This window comes from Rhodanobacter sp. 7MK24, from assembly GCF_014842995.1.
GTDB lineage: Bacteria > Pseudomonadota > Gammaproteobacteria > Xanthomonadales > Rhodanobacteraceae > Rhodanobacter_A.
In genome coordinates this window covers 108,702-129,528 of record NZ_JACYXL010000005.1, presented here as the reverse complement: position 1 = coordinate 129,528, position 20,827 = coordinate 108,702, and the positions used below count along the sequence as shown (strand labels likewise).

Below are 20,827 nucleotides of genomic sequence, written 5' to 3'. Positions count from 1 at the left end.
CTGATCGCGAAGATCAAACGGGCGGCCATCCATGGCCGCACTCTTCAATAATGATTTGTGCCCATGGGGTTCCGCATCCGCCAGTCGGTGCGGAGCCCTGTGCTATTCTCGGGCTGCAACCTGAACAAACGACAGTTTCATCAGCGGGATCGAAAGTATGAGCGACGACCGACAGGGGCGTTCCGGTGACAGCGGCAAGATTCTCTACTGCTCTTTCTGCGGAAAGAGCCAGCATGAGGTGCGCAAGCTGATCGCGGGTCCGTCCGTGTTCATCTGCGACGAGTGCGTTGAGCTTTGCAACGACATCATCCGCGAAGAGCTGGAAGAAAAGGCGGCCTCCGGTCGCACTCAGCTGCCCAAGCCGAAGGAAATCCGCGAGTCGCTGGATCAGTATGTGGTGGGCCAGGCTCGCGCCAAGAAGGCGCTGGCGGTGGCGGTATACAACCACTACAAGCGGATGGAGTCGCGCCAGAAGGGCGACGATGTCGAGCTGGGCAAGTCCAACATCCTGCTGATCGGCCCCACCGGTTCAGGCAAGACGCTGCTTGCCGAGACGCTGGCGCGCCTGCTCAACGTGCCGTTCACCATCGCCGACGCCACCACGCTGACCGAAGCCGGCTACGTGGGCGAGGACGTCGAGAACATCATCCAGAAGCTGCTGCAGAAGTGCGACTACGACGTCGAGAAGGCGCAGTCGGGCATCGTCTACATCGACGAGATCGACAAGATCTCGCGCAAGAGCGAGAACCCGTCAATCACCCGCGACGTTTCCGGCGAAGGCGTGCAGCAGGCACTGCTCAAGCTGATCGAGGGCACGCTGGCCTCGGTGCCACCGCAGGGTGGGCGCAAGCATCCGCAGCAGGAATTCCTGCAGGTGGACACCAAGAACATCCTGTTCATCTGCGGCGGCGCGTTCGCCGGCTTGGAAAAAGTGATACAGCAGCGTTCCGAAAGCACCGGCATCGGTTTCGGCGCCGAAGTGCGCAGCAAGGAGCGCACGCAGAACCTGGGCAAGGTGCTGGCCGACGTGGAGCCGGCGGACCTGGTGCGCTTCGGCCTGATCCCCGAATTTGTCGGTCGCCTGCCGGTGATCGCCACGCTGGAGGAGCTGGATGAGCCGGCGCTGGTGAAGATCCTGACCGAGCCGAAGAACGCCGTCACCAAGCAATTCAAGAAGCTGTTCGAGATGGAAGAGGTGGAGCTGGAGTTCCGCCCCGAGGCCCTGCAGGCGATCGCCAAGAAGGCGCTCAAGCGCAAGACCGGCGCACGCGGCTTGCGCACCATCCTCGAACAGGTGCTGCTCGACACCATGTATGAGCTGCCGTCGCTGGAGCACGTCAGCAAGGTGGTGGTGGACGACGCGGTGATCGAAGGTCAGGCCGAGCCCTACCTGATCTACCGGGGCAACCTGCAGCAGCGTGCGGCAGGCGAGGGCGGCGACGCCGCCTGATCGTCGCAGGCTACGCAAACACGGCTCCGGCGTCCGCGTCGGGGCCGTTTTGTTTTGAAGAGTGCGGCGACGGATGGCGTTCCGTTTGAAGCTCGTGAAACATGGGCATTCGCCTAGGTAGGCCGCGCTTGAGTAATTCCCGTTTTGCCACCACTTGACGTGTCATGCGGCCCGGCGCAGTGTCGGGCTCGCCCCACCGTATTGCCGTGAGAAAACCCGATGGCCAAGAATGCCCCCAAGCGCGCCATACTCGATGCGCTGCCCGTATTGCCACTGCGCGATGTGGTGGTCTATCCGCATATGGTCATCCCGTTGTTCGTTGGGCGGGACAAGTCGATGCGTGCGCTGGAGCGCGCCATGGAGGGCGAGCGGAAGATCCTGCTGGTGGCGCAGAAGAGCCCGGATATCGACGACCCGGCGGTGGACGATCTGCATCAGATCGGCACCTTGGCCGGCGTGTTGCAGCTGCTCAAACTGCCCGATGGCACGGTGAAGGTGCTGGTCGAGGGGCAGTCGCGCGTTTCCATTGAGGACTGCCGCGAGGACGGCGGCATGCTGGTGGCCGGTTCGCGCGTTATCGAACCGGTCTATGGCAGCAAGGACCGCGAACTGGACGTGGTGTCGCGCACCCTGGTGTCGCTGTTCGAGCAACTGGTGAAGCAGAGCCGCAAGCTTCCGCCGGAAGTCCTGGCCAGCCTGTCCGGCATCGAGGACCCCTCGCGTGTGGCCGACTCGATCGCGGCGCACTTGTCCGTGCGCATGGCTGACAAGCAGAAGGTGCTGGAAACGGCCGACGTGGGTGAGCGGCTGGAATTGCTTATCGGCCTCGTCGACGGCGAAATGGACCTGCAGCAGGTGGAAAAGCGCATTCGCGGTCGCGTGAAGTCGCAAATGGAGAAGAGTCAGCGCGAGTACTACCTCAACGAGCAGATGAAGGCGATCCAGAAGGAGCTGGGTGAGGGCGAGGAGGGCCCGAACGAGATCGAGGAACTGCAGAAGAAAATCGAGAACGCCGGCATGCCCAAGCCGGTGCTGGCCAAGGCGCGGCAGGAATTCGGCAAGCTGCGCCAGATGTCGCCGATGTCGGCCGAGGCCACGGTGGTGCGCAACTACCTGGATTGGCTGATCGGCGTGCCGTGGAAGAAGCGCAGCAAGGTGCGCAAGGATCTGGCGCTGGCGCAGGAAGTGCTGGACGCCGACCACTTCGGCCTGGAGAAGGTCAAGGAGCGCATCCTCGAATACCTCGCCGTGCAGCATCGCGTATCGACGATGAAGGGGCCGATCCTGTGCCTGGTCGGACCACCCGGCGTGGGCAAGACCTCGCTCGGTCAATCAATCGCCAAGGCCACCAACCGCAAATTCGTCCGTATGTCGCTGGGCGGAGTGCGGGACGAGGCGGAGATCCGCGGCCATCGGCGCACCTACATCGGATCGATGCCGGGTCGCATCGTGCAGAACCTCAACAAGACCGGCAGCAAGAACCCGCTGTTCGTGCTGGATGAGATCGACAAGATGTCGATGGACTTCCGCGGCGACCCGTCCTCGGCATTGCTGGAAGTACTCGATCCCGAACAGAACCATGCCTTCAATGATCACTATCTGGAGGTCGACCTCGACCTTTCCGAAGTGATGTGGATCGCCACCGCGAATTCGTTGAACATTCCCGGGCCTCTGCTCGATCGCATGGAAGTGATCCGTATTCCGGGTTACACCGAGGACGAGAAGCTCAACATCGCGCAGAAATACCTGCTTCCGAAGCAGCTCAAGGCGAATGGCCTGAAGCCGGAGGAATTGAGCGTCGCCGAGGAGGCCGTGCGCGACATCGTGCGCTACTACACGCGTGAGTCCGGCGTGCGCAATCTCGAGCGCGAGATATCCAAGATCTGCCGCAAGGTGGTGAAGGAGCTCACGTTGGGCGAAGTGCGCAAGGCCAAGGGCAAGACGAAGCCGGTGGCGGCGGCCAAGGCAGCCAAGGGCAAGACAAAGGCCGCGGGGGCCGTGGTCGTGGATTCGTCCAACCTCGACCACTACCTCGGCGTGCGCCGCTTCGACTTCGGCCGCAAGGAGCTGCAGAACGAGGTTGGCCTGGTCACCGGCCTGGCCTGGACCCAGGTGGGCGGCGAGTTGCTCAGCATCGAGGCGTCGGTGGTGTCGGGCAAGGGGCATCTGGTGCATACCGGCCAGCTTGGCGACGTGATGAAGGAATCCATCCAGGCCGCGTTGTCGGTGGTGCGCGCGCGCGTGGATCGATTGGGCATCGACGCCGATTTCCACCAGAAATTCGATATCCATGTGCACGTGCCCGAAGGCGCCACGCCGAAGGATGGCCCCAGTGCCGGCATCGGCATGTGCACCGCGCTGGTGTCCGCGCTGACCAAGGTGCCGGTGCGCTCGGAAGTGGCGATGACCGGCGAGATCACCCTGCGCGGCCGCGTGCTGCCCATCGGTGGCCTAAAGGAGAAGCTGCTGGCGGCGCATCGCGGAGGCATCACCACGGTGATCATCCCGGAGGACAACAAGAAGGACTTGGCCGACATGCCGGCCAATGTCACCTCGTCGTTGGAAATCCATCCGGTGCGCTGGATCGACGAAGTGCTGGACATTGCATTGGAGCGCGCGCTGCAGCCGAACGAAGCGAAACCGGAATCGCACGCGGCACACGAGGAAAAGCCGGAAGCCGAGGAGGCTGAGTCGCATATCCGCCCGCATTGAAATCACACGCAGGCAAGGCGCCGCCGGGTCGTCAATCGACCTGCGGCGCCTTGTTCATTCACGCCTCCGGAGAATCCGCAAGTGCCGCAGGTGTTTTGCGGGATGCAAAAGTTTCAGCGACCTCCATGTATCGCCCGGAAACCTTGCTGCAGCTTGTATTGCGGTGCTTGGCGAGGCGCTGGTATAAAGGCGGGACCGTGATCCCGGCGCCTGCTGCATGCGTCCGCGATGCGGGGTTGCGTCACGACGCCCAGCGGCTACCAACCATCCATGGCGGTTGCGCGCGCCCATGCCACGGGGCGAGCCTGCCGCAAAACGCACTAGGGAGTTTTCAATGAATAAAACCGATCTGATCAATGCCATCGCCGACAAGGCCGAACTGACCAAGGCCGATGCCGGTCGTGCGTTCGACGCGTTCGTCGAAGTCGTGCAGAAGTCGCTGAAGAAGGGCGAGGACGTGTCGGTGGTGGGTTTTGGCACCTTCACCGTGCGCAAGCGCGCCGCCCGCACCGGTCGCAACCCGCGCACCAACGAGACGATCAAGATCAAGGCTTCGAAGGTTCCTGCCTTCAAGGCTGGCAAGACGCTCAAGGACGCCCTAAACTGAGCGGCTGATGCTCGGTTTCGGGTGCTTAGCTCAGCGGTAGAGCGCCGCCCTTACAAGGCGATGGTCGTAGGTTCGATCCCTACAGCACCCACCAGAAATCTGTGGAGCGGTAGTTCAGTCGGTTAGAATGCTGGCCTGTCACGCCGGAGGTCGCGGGTTCGAGTCCCGTCCGCTCCGCCACGGTTTGCAAGGGCGCCCCAGCGGCGCCCTTGTTATTTGACGACGTCGCTGGGGAAGCCGTCGTGTTGAATGGTTCAGGCAACGTGCGCCGAGTGCGCCGCACAACACTCGCAGGAAGGTAGGCAATGCTGCAGGCAATTCGCAACAAGATGCACGGATGGCCCGCCGCTGTCCTTCTCGGCCTGGCCACCTTCGCGATGTCGTTCTTCGGCATCGAGGGCTACATCATGTCCCGCGCCGACACCTACGTGGCGAAGGTCGGCAAGCACGAGATCAGCCAGCAGGATTTCCAGGGCCGCATGAACGAGCTGCGCCAGCAGATGAGCGCAGAGCAGGGCGACAGGTTCGACGCGGACGCGTTCGAAAAGCCGGACATGAAGCTGAAGGTGCTGGACGGCATGATCGACCAGCAACTGCTGTTGAAGGCGAACGAGGACTGGGGCGTGCGCGTGCCGGACCAGGCCGTGCGTGACTACATCGCCGGCATTCCCGCGTTCCAGGTCAATGGCCAGTTCGACCCCAATATGTACCGTACCGTGCTGGCCGAACAGCGCAAAACGCCCGACATGTTCCAGGACGACGTGCGTGCTTCGCTGGCCACGCAGGCCTTGCCGAACGCAGTCAACGCCAGCACCATCGTCACCGACGAGGAAATCAACCATTACCTCGACCTGCGCATGCAGCGCCGTGACATCAGCTACGCCGTGCTGCCCAAGCCGCAGCCTGCCGACGCCAGCGTCACCGATGCGCAGATCGCGGACTACTACAAGGCGCACCTCGCGGATTACATGAATCCCGAGCAGGTATCGCTGCAGTACATCGAGGTGAAGGGTTCCGAGCTCAAGCCGGATGCGCCGCCCAGCGACGCCGACCTGATGAAGCGGTACGAGAACGAGAAGCAGCGCTTCGTGTTGCCCGAACAGCGCGAGGTGTCGCACATCCTCGTCAACGTGCCCGCCAACGCCACGCCCGACCAACAGAAGGCCGCGCTGGCCAAGGCCGAGAAGATCGCCACCGGTCTCACCCCGGACAATTTCGCCAAGGTCGCTGTGCAGGACTCGGACGACCTCGGTTCGAAACGCCAGGGTGGTGATCTGGGCTGGCTGCAGAAGGGCGTGACCAACGCCGTTTTCGACAGCGCGATGTTCGCGCTGAAGAAGGGCGAGATCTCCAAGCCGGTGCTGACGCCAGACGGTTACGACATCCTCTGGCTGCGCGACATCCGCAGCGGCGATGCCAAGTCGTTCGCCGAAGTCCGCGACCAACTGCTGGCCGAGGCGACCAGCGGCGACAAGGACCGCAAATACAACGAAGTGGCCGGAAAATTGTCGGACAACACCTATCAGAACCCGTCCTCGCTGGAACCGGCCGCGCAAGCGCTTGGCCTGCCGATCAAGACCACGGCGCTGTTCTCGCGCCAGGGCGGCCAGGGCGTTGCAGCCGATCCCAAAGTCATCAAGGCGGCGTTCGGCAACGACGTGTTGGCACAAGGCAACAACTCCAACCTGATCGAGCTGGGCAATGACGACGCGGTGGTGGTCCGCGTGGCGCAGCACGTGGCTGCTGCAGCCAGACCGCTGGCCGAAGTGCACGACGCGATCAGCAAGACCATCCTCGACCAGCGCACCACTGCCGCCGCGAAGCAACAGGCCGACGCGCTGCTGGCGCGCCTGCGCAAGGGCGAGACGCTGGCGGCAGTGGCCGCTTCCGACAACGCCAACGTGAAGAGCGTGGCCGACGTGGTGCGCATCCAGCCCGACGTGCCCGCGACACTGCGTGACCAGGCCTTCCTGCTGCCACACCCGGCGGACGGCAAGCCGCAGTACGCCGCGGTGGACATGCAGGACGGCAGCTATGCACTGCTGGCGGTGGACAAGGTGCAGGGCGCGGATCTTTCCAAGATGCCATCCGACCAGCGCAACGCGCTGCGCCAGCAGATGACTCAGGCCTACGGTGCCGTGGCAACCGAAGAGTTGATCAAGGCGCTGCGCGCTGGCACCGAGATCAAGATCGCCAAGGACCGGATGTAAGCCGAGGCGCCCCTGCATCATGCAAAGAAGGCGGCCATCGGCCGCCTTCTTTACATGCGCCGCCACAGCGTAGTGTTGGCCATGGTTATTGCGGCGAGCTGACCATGAGTACCTCGCCAGGACGAATGGCCTGCCCTTGCAGATGGTTCCATTGCTGCAAATCACCCACGCTTACCGAATAGTGGTGCGCGAGCTGCCACAGGGTTTCGCCTTGCGCGACCCGGTGCGTGATGGGGTGCGTGGCCGGTCTCGAACCCGTCGGATTGGGCGACGACGCGGGGCCGCTCTCGGCGGCGGCGAAGCTGTTCGCGAAGCCGCCATCGGTCGAATCACCGGCGTTCATGGCCTGGGCAAGCAGCGCATCGTGGAACTGCTGCGCGTGGTTTGCCGGCATCATCAAGTAGGAGGCCACGCTGGCATCCGCGATGTCGTTGCGGAAGGCGGCATTGAGGTCCTTCAATGTGTCCAACGGCATGCCGGCCTTGTCGGCAGCACGCGCCAGCGGCATCGAATGCGGCAGTTGCACCTTGACGAGGTGCTGGCTGGGCGCCAGTACGGGCAGGCTGACATTGAAGCGCTCGGGTTGGCGCACCACGCAGGCCATGGCCAGCAACTTGGTGAGGTGCTCACGGGTGATGTTGTGCACCGGCCAGCGCGGTATCGCTGGTGCCGCCGGCGGAAGACCGTGGCCCTGCACCAGCTGGCGCGCCTTGTACTCGCCGGCGTTGTAGGCGTAGTCGGCGACGCGCCAGTCGCGGAATTCGTCGTAATAGCGGCTCAGCAGCTTCATCACCGCGTCTGCGGTGGATTGCACATCCAGGCGCCCGTCGTAGCGTCCGTTCACACGCAGACCCATCGCGGCTGCGGTGGCCGGCATGATCTGCCACATGCCGGCGGGGCGACCGTTATGGCCGGGAATCGGCCGATAGCCGCTCTCGATCCACGGCAGGAAGGCGAACTCGCCGGCCACACCGTGTTCCGACGCCACCTGCTGCACGTAGATCAGCTTGGGCAACGCGTCCTGTACTTGCTGCTCGAAGCGCTGCGGGTTGCTCGTGTAGCGCTTCGCCCAGGACAGCACTGCGGGGTCTTCATCGCAATCGGCCATCTGGAAGCTGTTGCGCAACCGATTCCAGACGTTGTCGTCGTCTGACGGCGCTTGCGTGGCCGTCGCAGCGGACGTCGCCGCAGCAGCAGGAGCGGGCGCGGTTACCGGTTGGACGGCGGGTGTCGTCGTCGAGGAGCGCGGTGTCGGCGCGGTGGCGCATGCGGTGAGCAGGGCCGAGATTATCAGCGGCAATAGCCGTTTGGGATGAGGGTTTACGTTCATGCGCGGAACACATCCTTGGCTGCGCGGACGGAGGCGAAGCGTGCAATGCGATCCTCGGCTCGGCCGACCTGCCGTTCGCACCAGGCAATCACGGCTGGTTCGTCGATGCGCAGGAACGGGTTGGTCGCCAACTCGCTGGCCATGGTCACGGGCAGGCTGGGGTGCTGCCGGGCGCGAAGCGCGGCCACCTCCTGCCGGCGTGCCGACAGCGCGGCATTGCCGGGTTCGATTTCGTGGGCGAAGCGGCCATTGGCCGCCGTGTATTCGTGCCCGCAACAGAGCAGGGTGGCGGCCGGCAACGCGGCAAGACGATCCAGCGACGCCAGCATCTGCGCAGGCGTACCTTCGAACAGCCGGCCGCAGCCCATGCTGAAAAGGGTGTCGCCGGCCAGCAGCACGCCTTCGCCGTAGTAGGCCACGTGACTCAGCGTATGGCCCGGAACGGCGATTACCTTGTAGTTGGCGCGCGGCTCCGAAAGGGCGATGCTCTCGCCGTCGCGCACGCGCACGCTGGCTGCTTCGATGTGCGCATCCTCGGGCGCGTACACGGAGGCGCCATGTCGCTGGTGCAGCGCCGCCGCACCGCCGATGTGATCAGTATGGTGGTGCGTCAACAGTATCGCGCGCAGCCGCAGCCCCCGTGAGGCCAATGCCAGCTCCACCGGTGCGTCATCGCCGGGATCGACGACGATGGCGTTGCCTGCGTCGTCGTGCAGCAGCCAGATGTAGTTGTCGGCCAGTGCCGGTAACGGTACGAGGTGCACGGCATGCTCCGCTGCGTTGGTCGAACGTGCAGACGCAGCCGTCCCGGCGTGCGTGAAGCTTCCGACTATAAACAGCCTGTTGCGGCAACTCGTTAGCTTGTCGTTAAGGGGGCGCGGGCAGTTAGGCGATATGCATCGGGTCCGCGGGAACGCGACACGAGCGGCGCCTCCAAACGTTACACTGCCGACTGGATTCCAGCGACGACCGTGCGTCGGATCGAATGCATGCCGCTTCAACACGACGACGATATCCAGGCCAGTGCGCCCCTGCGGCGGTTGCGCAGCGGGCAGTGGCGCAGCATGGCGCCGCTGTTGCGGCGCGAGACGGGGCGGCGTGCGCTGCGCATTGGCGTGGCCGACGACGATGCCGTGCCCCCGCTGCCGGACATGGCATGGACACGCCTGTGGCTCGCACGCGACGGCTACCGTGGCGACTTGCGCAGCCACGCCGACGATCCGTTGCCTTTCATCGATGAAGCCTTTGATCTTGTCTGGTTGCAGCATGCGCTGGAACCCGCGCCGCAAACCGCCGCGCTGCTGGCTGAGGCCTGTCGCGTACTCGCACCTGGCGGCATCTTGCTGGTGACAGCCGTGCATCCGCTGGGCGGCTGGGCACCGTGGTTCCGCTGGCACGCGCGCGGACAGCGGCAATCGCTGCAATGGCCGTGGCGCCTGCGCCAGTATCTGCAACGCGACGGATTGGAAGTCGAGAGCCTGCGCCGCCTGGGCGCGTACCGGCCCGGCACCCAGGCGGTCGGCGACGACAGCCGCTGGGGTGGTGCATACCTGATGCTGGCGCGCAAGCAGCGGCGCATCGCCACCCCTCTGAAGCTGCGGCCGTTGCCCGCGCACGCGCCGGTGAATGCGCGCCTGTCGCCAGGTACGCGGCGACATTCCGTCTCTTGATTGTGGAAAACCGTGTGACTGAAGAAGTACAAGCCTTTACCGATGGCGCCTGCCTCGGCAACCCGGGCCCGGGCGGCTGGGCGGCGCTGCTGCGTGCCAAGGGGCACGAACGCCTGCTGGCCGGCGGCGAGGCAGACACCACCAACAACCGCATGGAGCTGATGGCTGCCATCGGTGCACTGGAAGCATTGACCCGGCCCTGTGCCGTGTTGCTCACCACCGACTCGCGCTACGTGATGCAGGGTATCGAGCAGTGGCTGCCGAAATGGCGCGCGAACGGCTGGCGCACGTCGGACAAGAAGCCGGTGAAGAACCAGGATTTGTGGGAGCGCCTCTCCGCCGCCACCGGCAATCACCGTGTGCGCTGGCAGTGGGTGAAGGGCCACAACGGCCATGTCGAGAACGAGCGCGTGGATCAGGCAGCGCGCGAGCAGGCCGAACAACGCAGGAGCCACGCATGAGGCAGGTGGTGCTGGATACGGAAACCACCGGCCTCGAGGTGCGCCAGGGGCACCGGCTGGTCGAGATCGCCTGCGTGGAAATGCTGGGCCGTCGCCTCACCGGCCGGCACTGGCAAACCTACCTCAATCCGCAACGCGCGATGGACGAAGGCGCCAGCCAGGTCACCGGCATCCGCGATGACTTCCTCGTGGACAAGCCGCTCTTTGCCGACAAGGTGGACGATTTCCTCGCCTTCATCGACGGCGCCGAACTCATCATCCACAACGCCAGCTTCGACGTGGGCTTCCTCAATGCCGAGCTGGCGCGACTGGGCGAAAGTTTCGGCAGCATCGGCGATCGTTGCAGCGTGCTCGACACGCTGGCCATGGCGCGCGAACGCTATCCTGGCCAGCGCAACAGCCTGGATGCCTTGTGCAAACGCCTCGGTGTGGACAACTCGCGGCGCGACCTGCACGGCGGCCTGATCGACGCACAGTTGCTGGCCGACGTCTATCTTGCGATGACGTCGGGCCAGGTCGCCATGGATCTTGCTTTCGAGCAGCCGCAGGAATCGTCGACCGCCGCGATGGTTGCAGCACCCCTGGTTCTTCGCGGGCGTCCGCGCGTGTTGCGCGCGAGCGCCGAAGAGGTCGCCATGCATGAGCATCGGCTCGACGCACTGGACAAGAGCGCAGGCGGCGCCAGCGTCTGGCGCAAATTGGAAGCACCCGCAGCCCTTGCGGAAGCCGGCTCAGCTTGAGCGCACAAGGATCGCGGTGATGTTGTCCTTGCCACCGCGATCCAGTGCATTCAGCAGCAGCTGATCCACGCACTCCTGCGCGGCGAGATCGGTGCGCGCCACGGTGCGGGCGATTGACGCTACATCGAGGTCTTCGGTCAATCCATCGCTGCACAGCAGGAAACCCATGCCGGGTGCGAGGCGGCCGTGCGCCATGCCCACGTGCAATTGCGCCGCGGCGGTTACACCCAAGGCCTGCGTCAGCACGTTGCGGTTCGGGTGTCGCGCGGTGTGCGCCGGGTCCAGCTTGCCCGCTTCGACCAGCGCTTGCACCAGCGAATGATCGTGACTGATCTGGCGCAACTCGCGACCCAAGGTGTAGATGCGGCTGTCGCCCACCCAGGCCGCCTCGTAGCCGTCGTCCACCAGGCGCAAGGCAGCGATGGTGCTGCCCATGGGCAGGCTGTTGCCTTGGTTGAGCAGTTGCGCCATCAGGTATTCGTTGGCGCCATGGATGGCCTCGGCCAGGCCATGCCCACGGCTGACCAGCTCGACCACGTTGTCGCGCACCAGCGCCGAGGCTACCTCGCCGTGCAGATGTCCACCCATGCCATCGGCCACCAGGAACAGGCCGAGCGTGGCGTCGGCGTAATAGGTGTCTTCGTTGCGCGTGCGGCGCAAGCCGACGTGGGTGCCGTGTCCGAATTCGATCATGAGAGGTTGGGTAGGGCTGTTGCGGGGAGCATGACGGATGTCGGTAGGCGGTGCAAAGAATCTCTGTAAAAGCAAAAAGCGTACGCGAGTTTGCGAAGGCACGGTGTGGCGCAGCGTAGGACAGGCAGTTGACGGGTGTGTGCCGCATCGGCCCGTCGCGCGCGATGTGAACGCAGGATCACGGAGGCCTTCACGCGGCGCTTTCGCGCAGCCCGTTATCTAAAGAGGGACAGGGTCGAATCCATGGCCGCCTCGTGCGGTCGAAGCGCATCCGTGCGATGCGGCATCCCCTCACGCTCCTGCCAAAGGACGCCCGCTTTTGAAAAACGGCCTGCTATCCATTCCCTTTCTCCGCCGTCTGCGTATACGTCTGCGCCGTCGCCGGCAGCAGCAGGACGAGCCGGAATCGGCGTTGCGTGACGAGCTGTTCAGCGCCGATCGGATGGATCTGCACGGCGCCGAACTGGCCAGCCGTCACCGCACGAGTGCGCAGACGCGGACCGACGCATTGTTGGCGCGCCTGTCCAGCAATCAACGGCTGCTGGCAGAGGCCAGCGACCTGCTCACGCAAACCATGCGCGACGGCCGTCGCATCACCCCCGCGGCAGAGTGGTTGCTGGACAACTATTACCTGGTCGAGGAGCAGATCCGCACGGCACAGCGTCACCTTCCCAAGGGTTACAGCCGCGAGCTGCCGGTATTGTTGAACGGGCCATGTGCGGGTTTGCCCCGGGTATATGAAATCGCCCAGGAAACCATTGCGCACGGCGATGGCCACGTGGATGTCGAAAGCCTGCGCCGTTTCGTCACCTCGTACCAGACCGTGGCGCCGCTTACGCTCGGCGAGCTGTGGGCCATCCCGATCATGTTGCGGCTGGCGCTGATAGAGAACCTGCGCCGCGTGGCCGCACGGGTGATGATCGACTGGGGCGATCGTCGCCGCGCCGCGCACTGGGCCAATCGCATGAGCGAGGTGGCGGAGCGCGATCCCAAGAGCGTCGTGCTGGCGGTGGCCGACATGGCACGCTCGAATCCACCGATGGTCAGCTCCTTCGTGGCCGAGCTGGCGCGCCGATTGCAGGGCCAGAGTCCTGCGCTGGTGCTGCCGCTGACCTGGGTGGAACAGCGCCTGACGGAGTCCGGACAAAGCATCGAACACATGGTGCGGATGGAAGCGCAACAGCAGGCGGCCGACCAGGTTTCCATCGGCAACAGCATCGGCAGCCTGCGCACGCTCTCGGCGATGGACTGGCGCGGCTTCGTCGAGAGCACCAGCCTGGTGGAGCGCGCGCTGCGCGAAGACCCGACGGGTGTCTACGCGGACATGGACTTCGCCACGCGCGACCAATACCGCCGCGCGGTGGAGACTCTGGCGCGGCATTGCACGCTGTCCGAGCAGGCGGTAGCCCAGGCCGCAGTGGCGTTGGCGCGCGAAGGTGGCGGTGGCGAACGGGCTGAGGCACGCGGCCACGTCGGCTTCTACCTGGTGGATGGCGGAGTGGAGGCACTGGAAGCGCGCGTGGAAGCGCGCGCGACACCCGCGCGGTTTTGGCGTCGGCTGGTGTTTCACGGGCGCCGGCCGGTGATGCTCTACCTGGGCTTGATCGTGCTGCTCACCGTGCTGCTGGCGTGGCCGCTGGTACAGAACCTGCCGCTAGACACCGCCCGCCGCTGGCCCTGGCTGTTGCTGGCAATTCCGGTAGTCCTGGTAAGCAGCCAGCTGGCCATCAGCCTGGTGAACTGGCTGGCGACGGTAATCACCGATCCGCGGGTCCTGCCGCGGATGGACTATGACGAAGGCCTGCCGTCCGACAAGCGCACCCTGGTGGCGGTGCCCGCCATGCTGACGGATGCGGACGACGTCGACGAACTTGCCGAAGGCTTGCTGGTGCGCTACCTGGCGAACCGGGACCGCTACCTGCACTTCGCCCTGCTCACTGACTTCGCCGATGCTGCCGCCGAAAGTCAGCCGCAGGACGAAGCACTGCTGAACCTGATGCGCGAACGCATCGAGGCCTTGAACGAAGCCTATGCCGACGCCGAGGCAGATCGCTTCTTCCTGTTTCACCGTCCGCGCCGGTGGAATCCTTCAGAACGCACCTGGGGCGGACGCGAGCGCAAGCGCGGCAAGCTGTCCGACCTCAATGCATGGTTGCGCGGCGGCGCGCGCGACGCCTTCGCCCTGGTAGTGGGCCGCGCCGATGTGCTGGCGGACGTGCGCTATGTGATCACGCTGGATGCGGATACCCAGTTGCCGCGCGAATCCGCGCGCCGCTTCGTGGGTGCGATGGCGCATCCGCTCAACAGCCTGGTATTCGACCCCGCATGCGTGCGTGTCGTCGCGGGCCACGCCATCCTGCAGCCGCGCGTGGGCATCAGCCTGTCCAGCGCGATGCGTTCGGCGTATGCGCGGCTGTTCGGCAGCGACGCAGGCATCGACCCGTACACGCGCGCGGTGTCGGACGTGTACCAGGACCTGTTCGACGAAGGATCCTTCATCGGCAAGGGCATCTACGATCTGGACGCCTTCGAGAAGGTGCTCGGCGACCGCTTCCCGGACAACCACATCCTCAGCCACGACCTGCTGGAAGGCTGCTACGCGCGCAGCGGGTTGATCAGCGACCTGCTGCTGTATGAGGAATATCCGGCGCGCTACATCGACGACGCCAGGCGGCGGCACCGCTGGATCCGCGGCGACTGGCAACTGCTGCCCTGGTTGCTGCCATGGGCGCCGGCGCGCGGTGGCGGCTGGCGGCGCAATCCGCTCACTGCGCTGTCGCGCTGGAAGATCCTGGACAACCTGCGGCGCAGCCTGGTACCGCCCTCGTTGATGATCTTGCTGTTGTTCGGATGGCTGTCGCGTGCGACGCAACCCTCGTGGACCCTCGCCGTGCTGATGGTGGTGTTGGTGCCGCTGTTGCTGGCCTCGTTGTTGGAACTGTTCCAGAAGCCGCGCGACGCGGTGCTGGACCAGCATCTGCGCGCCGCCATGCGCGAGGTCGGGCAGCACGCGGCGCGCGCCGCACTCGGCCTCGTGTGGCTGCCGCACGAGGCGCTGTACAGCCTCGATGCGGTGCTGCGTACCCTGTGGCGACTCTTCGTCAGTCGCCGGAACCTGCTGCAATGGAAACCTTCGCGGCAGACCGCGCGTGCGGGGCGCGACGAGCCCGCGGTGCTGTGGCGCGCGATGTGGATCGCTCCGTTGCTGGGCGTGCTGGTCGGCGCGACCCTGGCATGGACCCGGCCGGCTGCGCTTGGCGTGGCCGCGCCGTTCCTGCTGCTGTGGTTGGTGGCGCCCGCGATCGCCTGGCGGATCAGCCGGCCGCAGCCGTCGCAACATTTCGACGCCACGCCCACCGATATCCGTTTCCTGCGCCGACTGGCGCGCAAGACCTGGGCGTTCTTCGAGAGCCATGTGGGTCCGCAGGAGAACTGGCTGCCGCCGGACAACCGGCAGGAGCAGCCGGAGCTGATGATCGCCCACCGTACCTCGCCCACCAACATGGGCCTGGCCTTGTTGGCGAATCTGTCGGCGTGGGACCTGGGCTACCTGAGCGTCGAGCGCTTGCTGCAACGTACGGGTGGCACGTTGCGCACGCTGCAGGACCTGCCGCGCCATCGCGGCCATTTCTACAACTGGTACGACACGCTGTCGCTGCAACCGTTGCCGCCCCGCTACGTATCTACCGTGGACAGCGGCAACCTCGCCGGGCACCTGCTTACCCTGCGCATCGGCCTGCTGGAGCTGGCCGATGCGCCGCTGTTCGAGCACCGCCAGCTCGAAGGCCTGGCCGACACCCTCGACCTGCTGGAGCGTGCGCTCGTCGCGGAGGACCGCCGCACCGACGCGCTGGCTGCCCTGCGCCGCGAGCTGGAAGCCGCGCTTGCCCAGCCGTTCGGCAACGTGAAAGCCGCCGCCGGCTGCATGGAACGCCTGACCGACCTTGCCGAGGCCGCCGCGGCCGCGCTGGATGTCGAGCCGGAGGGAGACGCCGACTTCTGGTTGCAGGCACTGCGCGTGCAATGCCACGACGGTTGCGATTGCCTCCGCCCCTTCGTCCACTGGGCGGCCGGGGAGGGCGACCTGGGCATGCCTACGCTGCGCCAGCTGGCACAGATCGACGAGGTGCAGGCCTCGATCCCGTTGCAGGAGGCGCGCAATCGTGCCACGGACCTGCTCGCGACGATGGAGCGACTGGCAGCACAGTGCGGCGCGTTGGCGATGATGGACTACGGCTTCCTGCACGACGCGCGGCGCGAGCTGCTGTCGATCGGCTACAACGTGGACGAGCGCCGGCTGGACGCGGGCTTTTACGACCTGCTCGCCTCCGAGGCACGACTCACCAGCTTCGTTGCCATCGCGCAGGGCCAGCTTTCGCAGGAAAGCTGGTTTGCGCTCGGCCGCCTGCTCACCGTCACCGGTGGCGAGCCGGTGCTGCTGTCGTGGTCCGGCTCGATGTTCGAGTACCTGATGCCGATGCTGGTGATGCCCAGCTACGAAAGCACCTTGCTCGACCAGACCTGCCGCGCCGCGGTGGCGCGGCAGATCGAGTACGGCCACCAGCTAGGCCTGCCATGGGGCGTATCGGAATCGGGCTATAACACGATGGACGTCCATTTCAATTACCAGTACCGCGCCTTCGGCGTGCCTGGCTTGGGCCTGAAGCGTGGCCTGGGCGAGGAACTGGTAGTGGCGCCCTATGCCACGGCGCTGGCGCTGATGGTTGCGCCGAAGGCTGCCTGCGCCAACCTGCAGCGGCTGGCGGAAGAGGGCCTGGAGGGCCGTTATGGATTGCACGAAGCCGTTGACTACACGCCCGCGCGGTTGCCGCATGGACAGCGCGCCACGGTGCTCCGTTCCTACATGGCGCACCACCAGGGCATGAGCCTGTTGGCGCTGGACCACTTGCTGTGCAGCCAGCCGATGCAGCGCCGCTTCGTCGCCGATCCGGCCCTGCAGGCCACCCTGTTGCTGCTGCAGGAGCGCGTGCCGCGCAGCGCAGCCGAATACCGTCATGCCACCTCGGCACCCGCGCCCGAAGCGCTGGCGCGGGGAGCGGAGACGAGGTTGCGCGTGTTCAGCGATCCGAACCGCCCGCGGCCCGCCGTGCAACTGCTTTCGAATGGCCGCTACCACGTCATGGTGAGCAGCGCCGGCGGCGGCTACAGCCGTCGCCGCGAGCTGGCCGTGACGCGCTGGCACGAGGACATCAGCCGCGATGACTGGGGGCAGTTCTGTTATCTGCGCGACGTGGAGAGCGGCGTGTTCTGGTCCGCGGCGCATCAACCCGTGCGGCGTCGCGTCGGGTTCCATGAGGCGATCTTCTCCGACGCACGCGCCGAGTTCCGCGTGCGTGAGCGCGACTTCGACACGCACACCGAGATCGTGGTTTCGCCGGAGGACGACATCGAGCTTCGCCGCATGCGCGTTACCAACTTCGCGCGTACGCGGCGCACCATCGAGATCACCAGCTACGCCGAAGTGGTGCTGGCGCCGCCGATGGCCGATGCGCTGCATCCGGCCTTCAGCAAGCTTTTCGTGCAGACCGAACTGGTGCGCGCACTGCAGGCCATCGTTTGCACGCGCCGGCCGCGCTCGGCCGACGAGCATGTGCCGTGGGTGTGCCACTTGCTTGCAGTGCACGGCGCGGACATCGACGAGATCTCCTACGAGACCGACCGCGCACGCTTCATCGGCCGCAACCGCACTCTCGCCGCGCCGCGTGCGCTCGCGTCTGGCGAGGCGCATCGCAAGCTCGGCGACAGCGAGGGATCGGTGCTCGATCCCGTGGTGGCGATCCGCTGCCGCATCACGCTGGAGCCGGAACAGTCGGCGCGGGTGGACCTGGTCACCGGCATGGGCGACAGCCGCGATGCCTGCCTGCGCCTGATCGAGAAATACCGCGACCGACACCTTGCCGATCGCGTGTTCGACCTGGCCTGGACGCACAGCCAGGTACTGCTGCGCCAGCTCAACGCCAGCCTTGCCGACGCGCAGCTGTATGAGCACATGGCCACCTCCATCGTCTACGCCAATCCGTCGCTGCGCGCCGATCCCGGCATCCTGCGCGCCAACCGGCGCGGGCAGTCCGGTTTGTGGGGGCAGGCGGTTTCCGGCGATCTGCCTATCGTGCTGCTGCATATCTCCGATCCTGCACACATCGAGCTGGTGCGGCAGCTCGTGCAGGCCCATGCCTATTGGCGCCTGAAAGGCCTGGCGGTGGACCTGGTGATCTGGAACGAAGACCACGCCGGCTACCACCAGCAGTTGCGCGACCAGATCATGGGACTGATTGCTTCGGGCGTGGAAGCGAATCTGATCGATCGTCCGGGCGGCATCTTCGTGCGTTCCGCGCAGCAGCTGTCCGGCGAGGAGCGGTTGCTGATGCAGGCGTCCGCACGGCTGGTACTGAGCGACAGCCGCGGTGGCCTGGCAGAGCAGGTCGGGCGCCATCACGTGCAGACGCAACCGGCGCCGTTCCGCGCCACCGAAGCAAAGTCCTCGGGTGCCTTGTCCACGCCGGCGCAAACACCGGCGAGCGAGGAGTTGATGTTGCGCAACTCCTACGGCGGCTTCGCGCCGGACGGCAGCGAATACGTGGTGACGCTGGCGCCGGGCCGCGCCACGCCCGCACCCTGGGCGAACGTGCTGGCCAACGCGCAGTTCGGCACGGTCGTTTCGGAAAGCGGCGGCGCCTACACCTGGAGCGAGAACGCACACGAGTTCCGGCTCACTCCCTGGGGCAACGACCCGGTCACCGACGCAGGCGGCGAGGCGATCTACCTGCGCGACGAGCAGAGCGGAGAGTACTGGTCGCCCACGCCGCTGCCATGCCGCGGACGGGGCACCTACCGCACCCGTCACGGCTTCGGCTACAGCGTGTTCGAGCACGAGCAGGACGGTATCCGCAGCGAGCTGTGGGTGTACGTGGCACTCGATGCGCCGGTGAAGTTCTCGGTGCTGCGCGTGCGCAACACCAGCGGCCGCACGCGCAAGTTCAGCGCTACCGGTTACGTGGAGTGGGTGCTCGGCGACCTCCGCGACAAGACCGCGATGCACGTGATCACCAGTTCCGATCCCGTCACCGGCGCGCTGATGGCGCGCAACGCCTGGAACATGGAGTTCGTCGGCCGCGTCGCCTTCATCGACGTCGACCACCCTGCGCGCAGCATCAGCGGCGACCGGGTGGAATTCCTCGGCCGCAACGGCAGCCTGCGCCGACCGGCGGCCATGGCGAACGCGAGACTTTCCGGCCAGGTCGGCGCCGGCATGGATCCCTGCGGCGCGGTGCAGGTGGCATTCGAGCTGGACCATGACGACGAGTACGAGGTGATCTTCCGCCTTGGCGTCGCCGCCGATGCCAAGGCGGCCAGCGAACTGGTACAGCGCTTCCGCTATCGCGGCACTGCCGCTGCCGCGTTGGAGGCGGTGCGCATGCATTGGCGCTGGACGCTGGGCAAGGTGCAGGTGCGCACGCCCGATCCGGCGGTGGACGTGCTCGCCAACGGCTGGCTGATGTACCAGACCATCGCCTGCCGCTTCCTGGCGCGCAGCGGCTATTACCAGTCGGGCGGCGCGATCGGTTTCCGCGACCAGTTGCAGGATGCGATGGCGATGATCCACGCCTCGCCCTATGCGGTGCGCCAGCATCTGTTGCTGTGCGCCGAGCATCAGTTCCCCGAGGGCGACGTGCAACACTGGTGGCACCCGCCGCTGGACCGTGGCGTACGCACGCGCTGCTCGGACGATTTCCTCTGGCTGCCACTGGCCACCAGCCGGTATGTGGAAGTCACTGCCGACACCGGCGTGCTGGGCGAACAGGCGAACTACATCGAGGGACGGCTGCTGGGACCGGGCGAAGAGTCCTACTACGACCTGCCCACGCATTCGGAATTGCGGGAGTCGCTCTACGAGCATTGCAAGCGTGCGATCAACCGTGCTGCCGCGCGCGGTCCGCACGGCCTGCCGCTGATGGGCAGCGGCGACTGGAACGACGGCATGAACAAGGTGGGCGAAGGCGGCCGCGGCGAAAGCGTATGGCTGGGTTTCTTCCTGTATCACGTGCTGCAGCGCTTCGTGCCGCTGGCGCGCCTGCGCGGCGACGAGGCTTTCGCACAGCGATGCGTGGACGAAGCCGCCACGCTGCGGGAGAACCTCGATCGCAGCGCATGGGACGGCGGCTGGTATCGCCGCGCCTGGTTCGACGACGGCACGCCGCTGGGCTCGACGGACAATCTCGAGTGCCGCATCGATTCCATCGCGCAGAGCTGGTCGGTATTGTCCGGCGCGGGCGATCCACTGCGTCAGCGTCAGGCGATGGATGCGCTGGATACGCATCTGGTGCGCCGCGGCGCCGGCCTGGTGCAATTGCTCGATCCCCCGTTCGACACTTCCGCGCTCGACCCCGGCTACATCAAGGGCTACGTGCCCGGCGTGCGCGAGAACGGCGGCCAGTACACGCATGCCGCAGTATGGGCGGCGATGGCCTTCGCCGAACTGGGCGACGGCGCGCGCGCCTGGGAGTTGCTCAACCTCATCAACCCCGTCAACCACGGCCAGGGCGATGCCATCGCCACCTACAAGGTGGAACCCTATGTGGTGACCGCCGACGTGTACGGCGCACCACCGCACGTGGGACGAGGGGGCTGGAGCTGGTACACCGGCTCGGCAGGCTGGCTGTACCGCCTGATCGTGGATTCGCTGCTGGGCCTGCGCGTGGAAGGCGAGCGCCTGCGTCTGCTGCCCTTGCTGCCGAAAAGCTGGGACACGTTCACGCTGGACTATCGCTTCCGCGAAACCGACTACCACATCGTGGTGCGCCGTGTGCGGGACAGCGAAACCGAACGCTGCGTACTCGACGGCCAACTGCAGGACAGCAACGACATCGCGTTGGTGGACGACGGCCGCGACCATCACGCCGAGGTGTTCCGTGGATGAACGCGATGTTCGCTCC

The 20,827-nt window shown here is 65.8% G+C and carries 11 protein-coding genes and 2 tRNA genes; 10 read left to right on the top strand and 3 right to left on the bottom strand.

Going from position 1 to position 20,827, the window contains the following annotated elements:
* Positions 1-157 precede the first annotated feature (157 nt).
* The 6 genes from clpX to IHE49_RS10690 all read left to right on the top strand — a co-directional run bounded on the left by clpX (position 158) and on the right by IHE49_RS10690 (position 6,979).
* Positions 158-1,450, top strand: coding sequence for an ATP-dependent Clp protease ATP-binding subunit ClpX (gene clpX, locus IHE49_RS10715; protein ID WP_192157691.1), 1,293 nt, complete (start codon positions 158-160; stop codon positions 1,448-1,450).
* A gap of 219 nt (positions 1,451-1,669) precedes the next feature.
* Positions 1,670-4,162 carry an endopeptidase La gene (gene lon / locus IHE49_RS10710; RefSeq protein ID WP_192157689.1) on the top strand — a complete coding sequence of 831 codons (2,493 nt, stop codon included), beginning with the start codon at positions 1,670-1,672 and terminating at the stop codon, positions 4,160-4,162.
* A gap of 334 nt (positions 4,163-4,496) precedes the next feature.
* Positions 4,497-4,769: an HU family DNA-binding protein gene (locus IHE49_RS10705; protein WP_192106112.1), complete on the top strand. Its 273-nt coding sequence runs from the start codon at positions 4,497-4,499 to the stop codon at positions 4,767-4,769.
* 19 nt (positions 4,770-4,788) lie between these two features.
* Positions 4,789-4,863 (top strand) — tRNA-Val (locus IHE49_RS10700).
* Positions 4,864-4,872: 9 nt separating this feature from the next.
* Positions 4,873-4,949, top strand: a tRNA-Asp gene (locus IHE49_RS10695).
* A gap of 125 nt (positions 4,950-5,074) precedes the next feature.
* The gene (locus IHE49_RS10690; protein ID WP_192157687.1) at positions 5,075-6,979 is read left to right on the top strand and encodes a SurA N-terminal domain-containing protein; all 1,905 of its coding nucleotides are present in this window, start codon (positions 5,075-5,077) and stop codon (positions 6,977-6,979) included.
* A gap of 85 nt (positions 6,980-7,064) precedes the next feature.
* Here IHE49_RS10690 and IHE49_RS10685 read toward each other — a convergent pair whose 3' ends face one another.
* Complete coding sequence (locus IHE49_RS10685) at positions 7,065-8,309, bottom strand: transglycosylase SLT domain-containing protein (RefSeq protein WP_343227570.1); 1,245 nt, start codon at positions 8,307-8,309, stop codon at positions 7,065-7,067.
* Positions 8,306-9,073 (bottom strand): hydroxyacylglutathione hydrolase, encoded by a 768-nt coding sequence (gene gloB / locus IHE49_RS10680; RefSeq protein WP_192157685.1) that lies wholly within the window; start codon positions 9,071-9,073, stop codon positions 8,306-8,308. Before gloB ends, IHE49_RS10685 begins: the two co-directional genes overlap by 4 nt.
* Before the next feature lie 225 nt (positions 9,074-9,298).
* Here gloB and IHE49_RS10675 point away from each other — a divergent pair, with 225 nt between their 5' ends.
* The 3 genes from IHE49_RS10675 to dnaQ are packed head-to-tail and all read left to right on the top strand — an operon-like array spanning position 9,299 to position 11,180.
* On the top strand, positions 9,299-9,979 hold the full coding sequence (locus tag IHE49_RS10675) for a class I SAM-dependent methyltransferase (protein WP_192157683.1): 681 nt from the start codon (positions 9,299-9,301) through the stop codon (positions 9,977-9,979).
* Between the two features lie 14 nt (positions 9,980-9,993).
* On the top strand, positions 9,994-10,440 hold the full coding sequence (rnhA, locus tag IHE49_RS10670; RefSeq protein WP_192157681.1) for a ribonuclease HI: 447 nt from the start codon (positions 9,994-9,996) through the stop codon (positions 10,438-10,440).
* Complete coding sequence (dnaQ, locus tag IHE49_RS10665) at positions 10,437-11,180, top strand: DNA polymerase III subunit epsilon (protein ID WP_192157679.1); 744 nt, start codon at positions 10,437-10,439, stop codon at positions 11,178-11,180. Before rnhA ends, dnaQ begins: the two co-directional genes overlap by 4 nt.
* On the opposite strand, the gene IHE49_RS10660 is transcribed toward dnaQ, so the two are convergent.
* The gene (locus tag IHE49_RS10660) at positions 11,172-11,873 is read right to left on the bottom strand and encodes a protein phosphatase 2C domain-containing protein (protein ID WP_192157678.1); all 702 of its coding nucleotides are present in this window, start codon (positions 11,871-11,873) and stop codon (positions 11,172-11,174) included. The genes dnaQ and IHE49_RS10660 overlap by 9 nt on opposite strands.
* 412 nt (positions 11,874-12,285) lie before the next feature.
* On the opposite strand from IHE49_RS10660, the gene IHE49_RS10655 reads away from it, so the two are divergent.
* Entirely contained in the window at positions 12,286-20,811 is an 8,526-nt protein-coding gene (locus IHE49_RS10655; RefSeq protein ID WP_343227569.1) for a glucoamylase family protein, read from the top strand.
* Positions 20,812-20,827 lie beyond the last annotated feature (16 nt).

Excerpts from the sequence above, each read along its gene's own strand:
- lon (WP_192157689.1), top strand. The coding sequence starts at position 1,670 with ATGGCCAAGAATGCCCCCAAGCGCGCCATACTCGATGCGCTGCCCGTA.
- IHE49_RS10690 (WP_192157687.1), top strand. The coding sequence starts at position 5,075 with ATGCTGCAGGCAATTCGCAACAAGATGCACGGATGGCCCGCCGCTGTC.
- IHE49_RS10675 (WP_192157683.1), top strand. The coding sequence starts at position 9,299 with ATGCCGCTTCAACACGACGACGATATCCAGGCCAGTGCGCCCCTGCGG.
- IHE49_RS10660 (WP_192157678.1), bottom strand. The coding sequence starts at position 11,873 with ATGATCGAATTCGGACACGGCACCCACGTCGGCTTGCGCCGCACGCGC.
- clpX (WP_192157691.1), top strand. The coding sequence starts at position 158 with ATGAGCGACGACCGACAGGGGCGTTCCGGTGACAGCGGCAAGATTCTC.
- IHE49_RS10685 (WP_343227570.1), bottom strand. The coding sequence starts at position 8,309 with ATGAACGTAAACCCTCATCCCAAACGGCTATTGCCGCTGATAATCTCG.
- dnaQ (WP_192157679.1), top strand. The coding sequence starts at position 10,437 with ATGAGGCAGGTGGTGCTGGATACGGAAACCACCGGCCTCGAGGTGCGC.
- IHE49_RS10705 (WP_192106112.1), top strand. The coding sequence starts at position 4,497 with ATGAATAAAACCGATCTGATCAATGCCATCGCCGACAAGGCCGAACTG.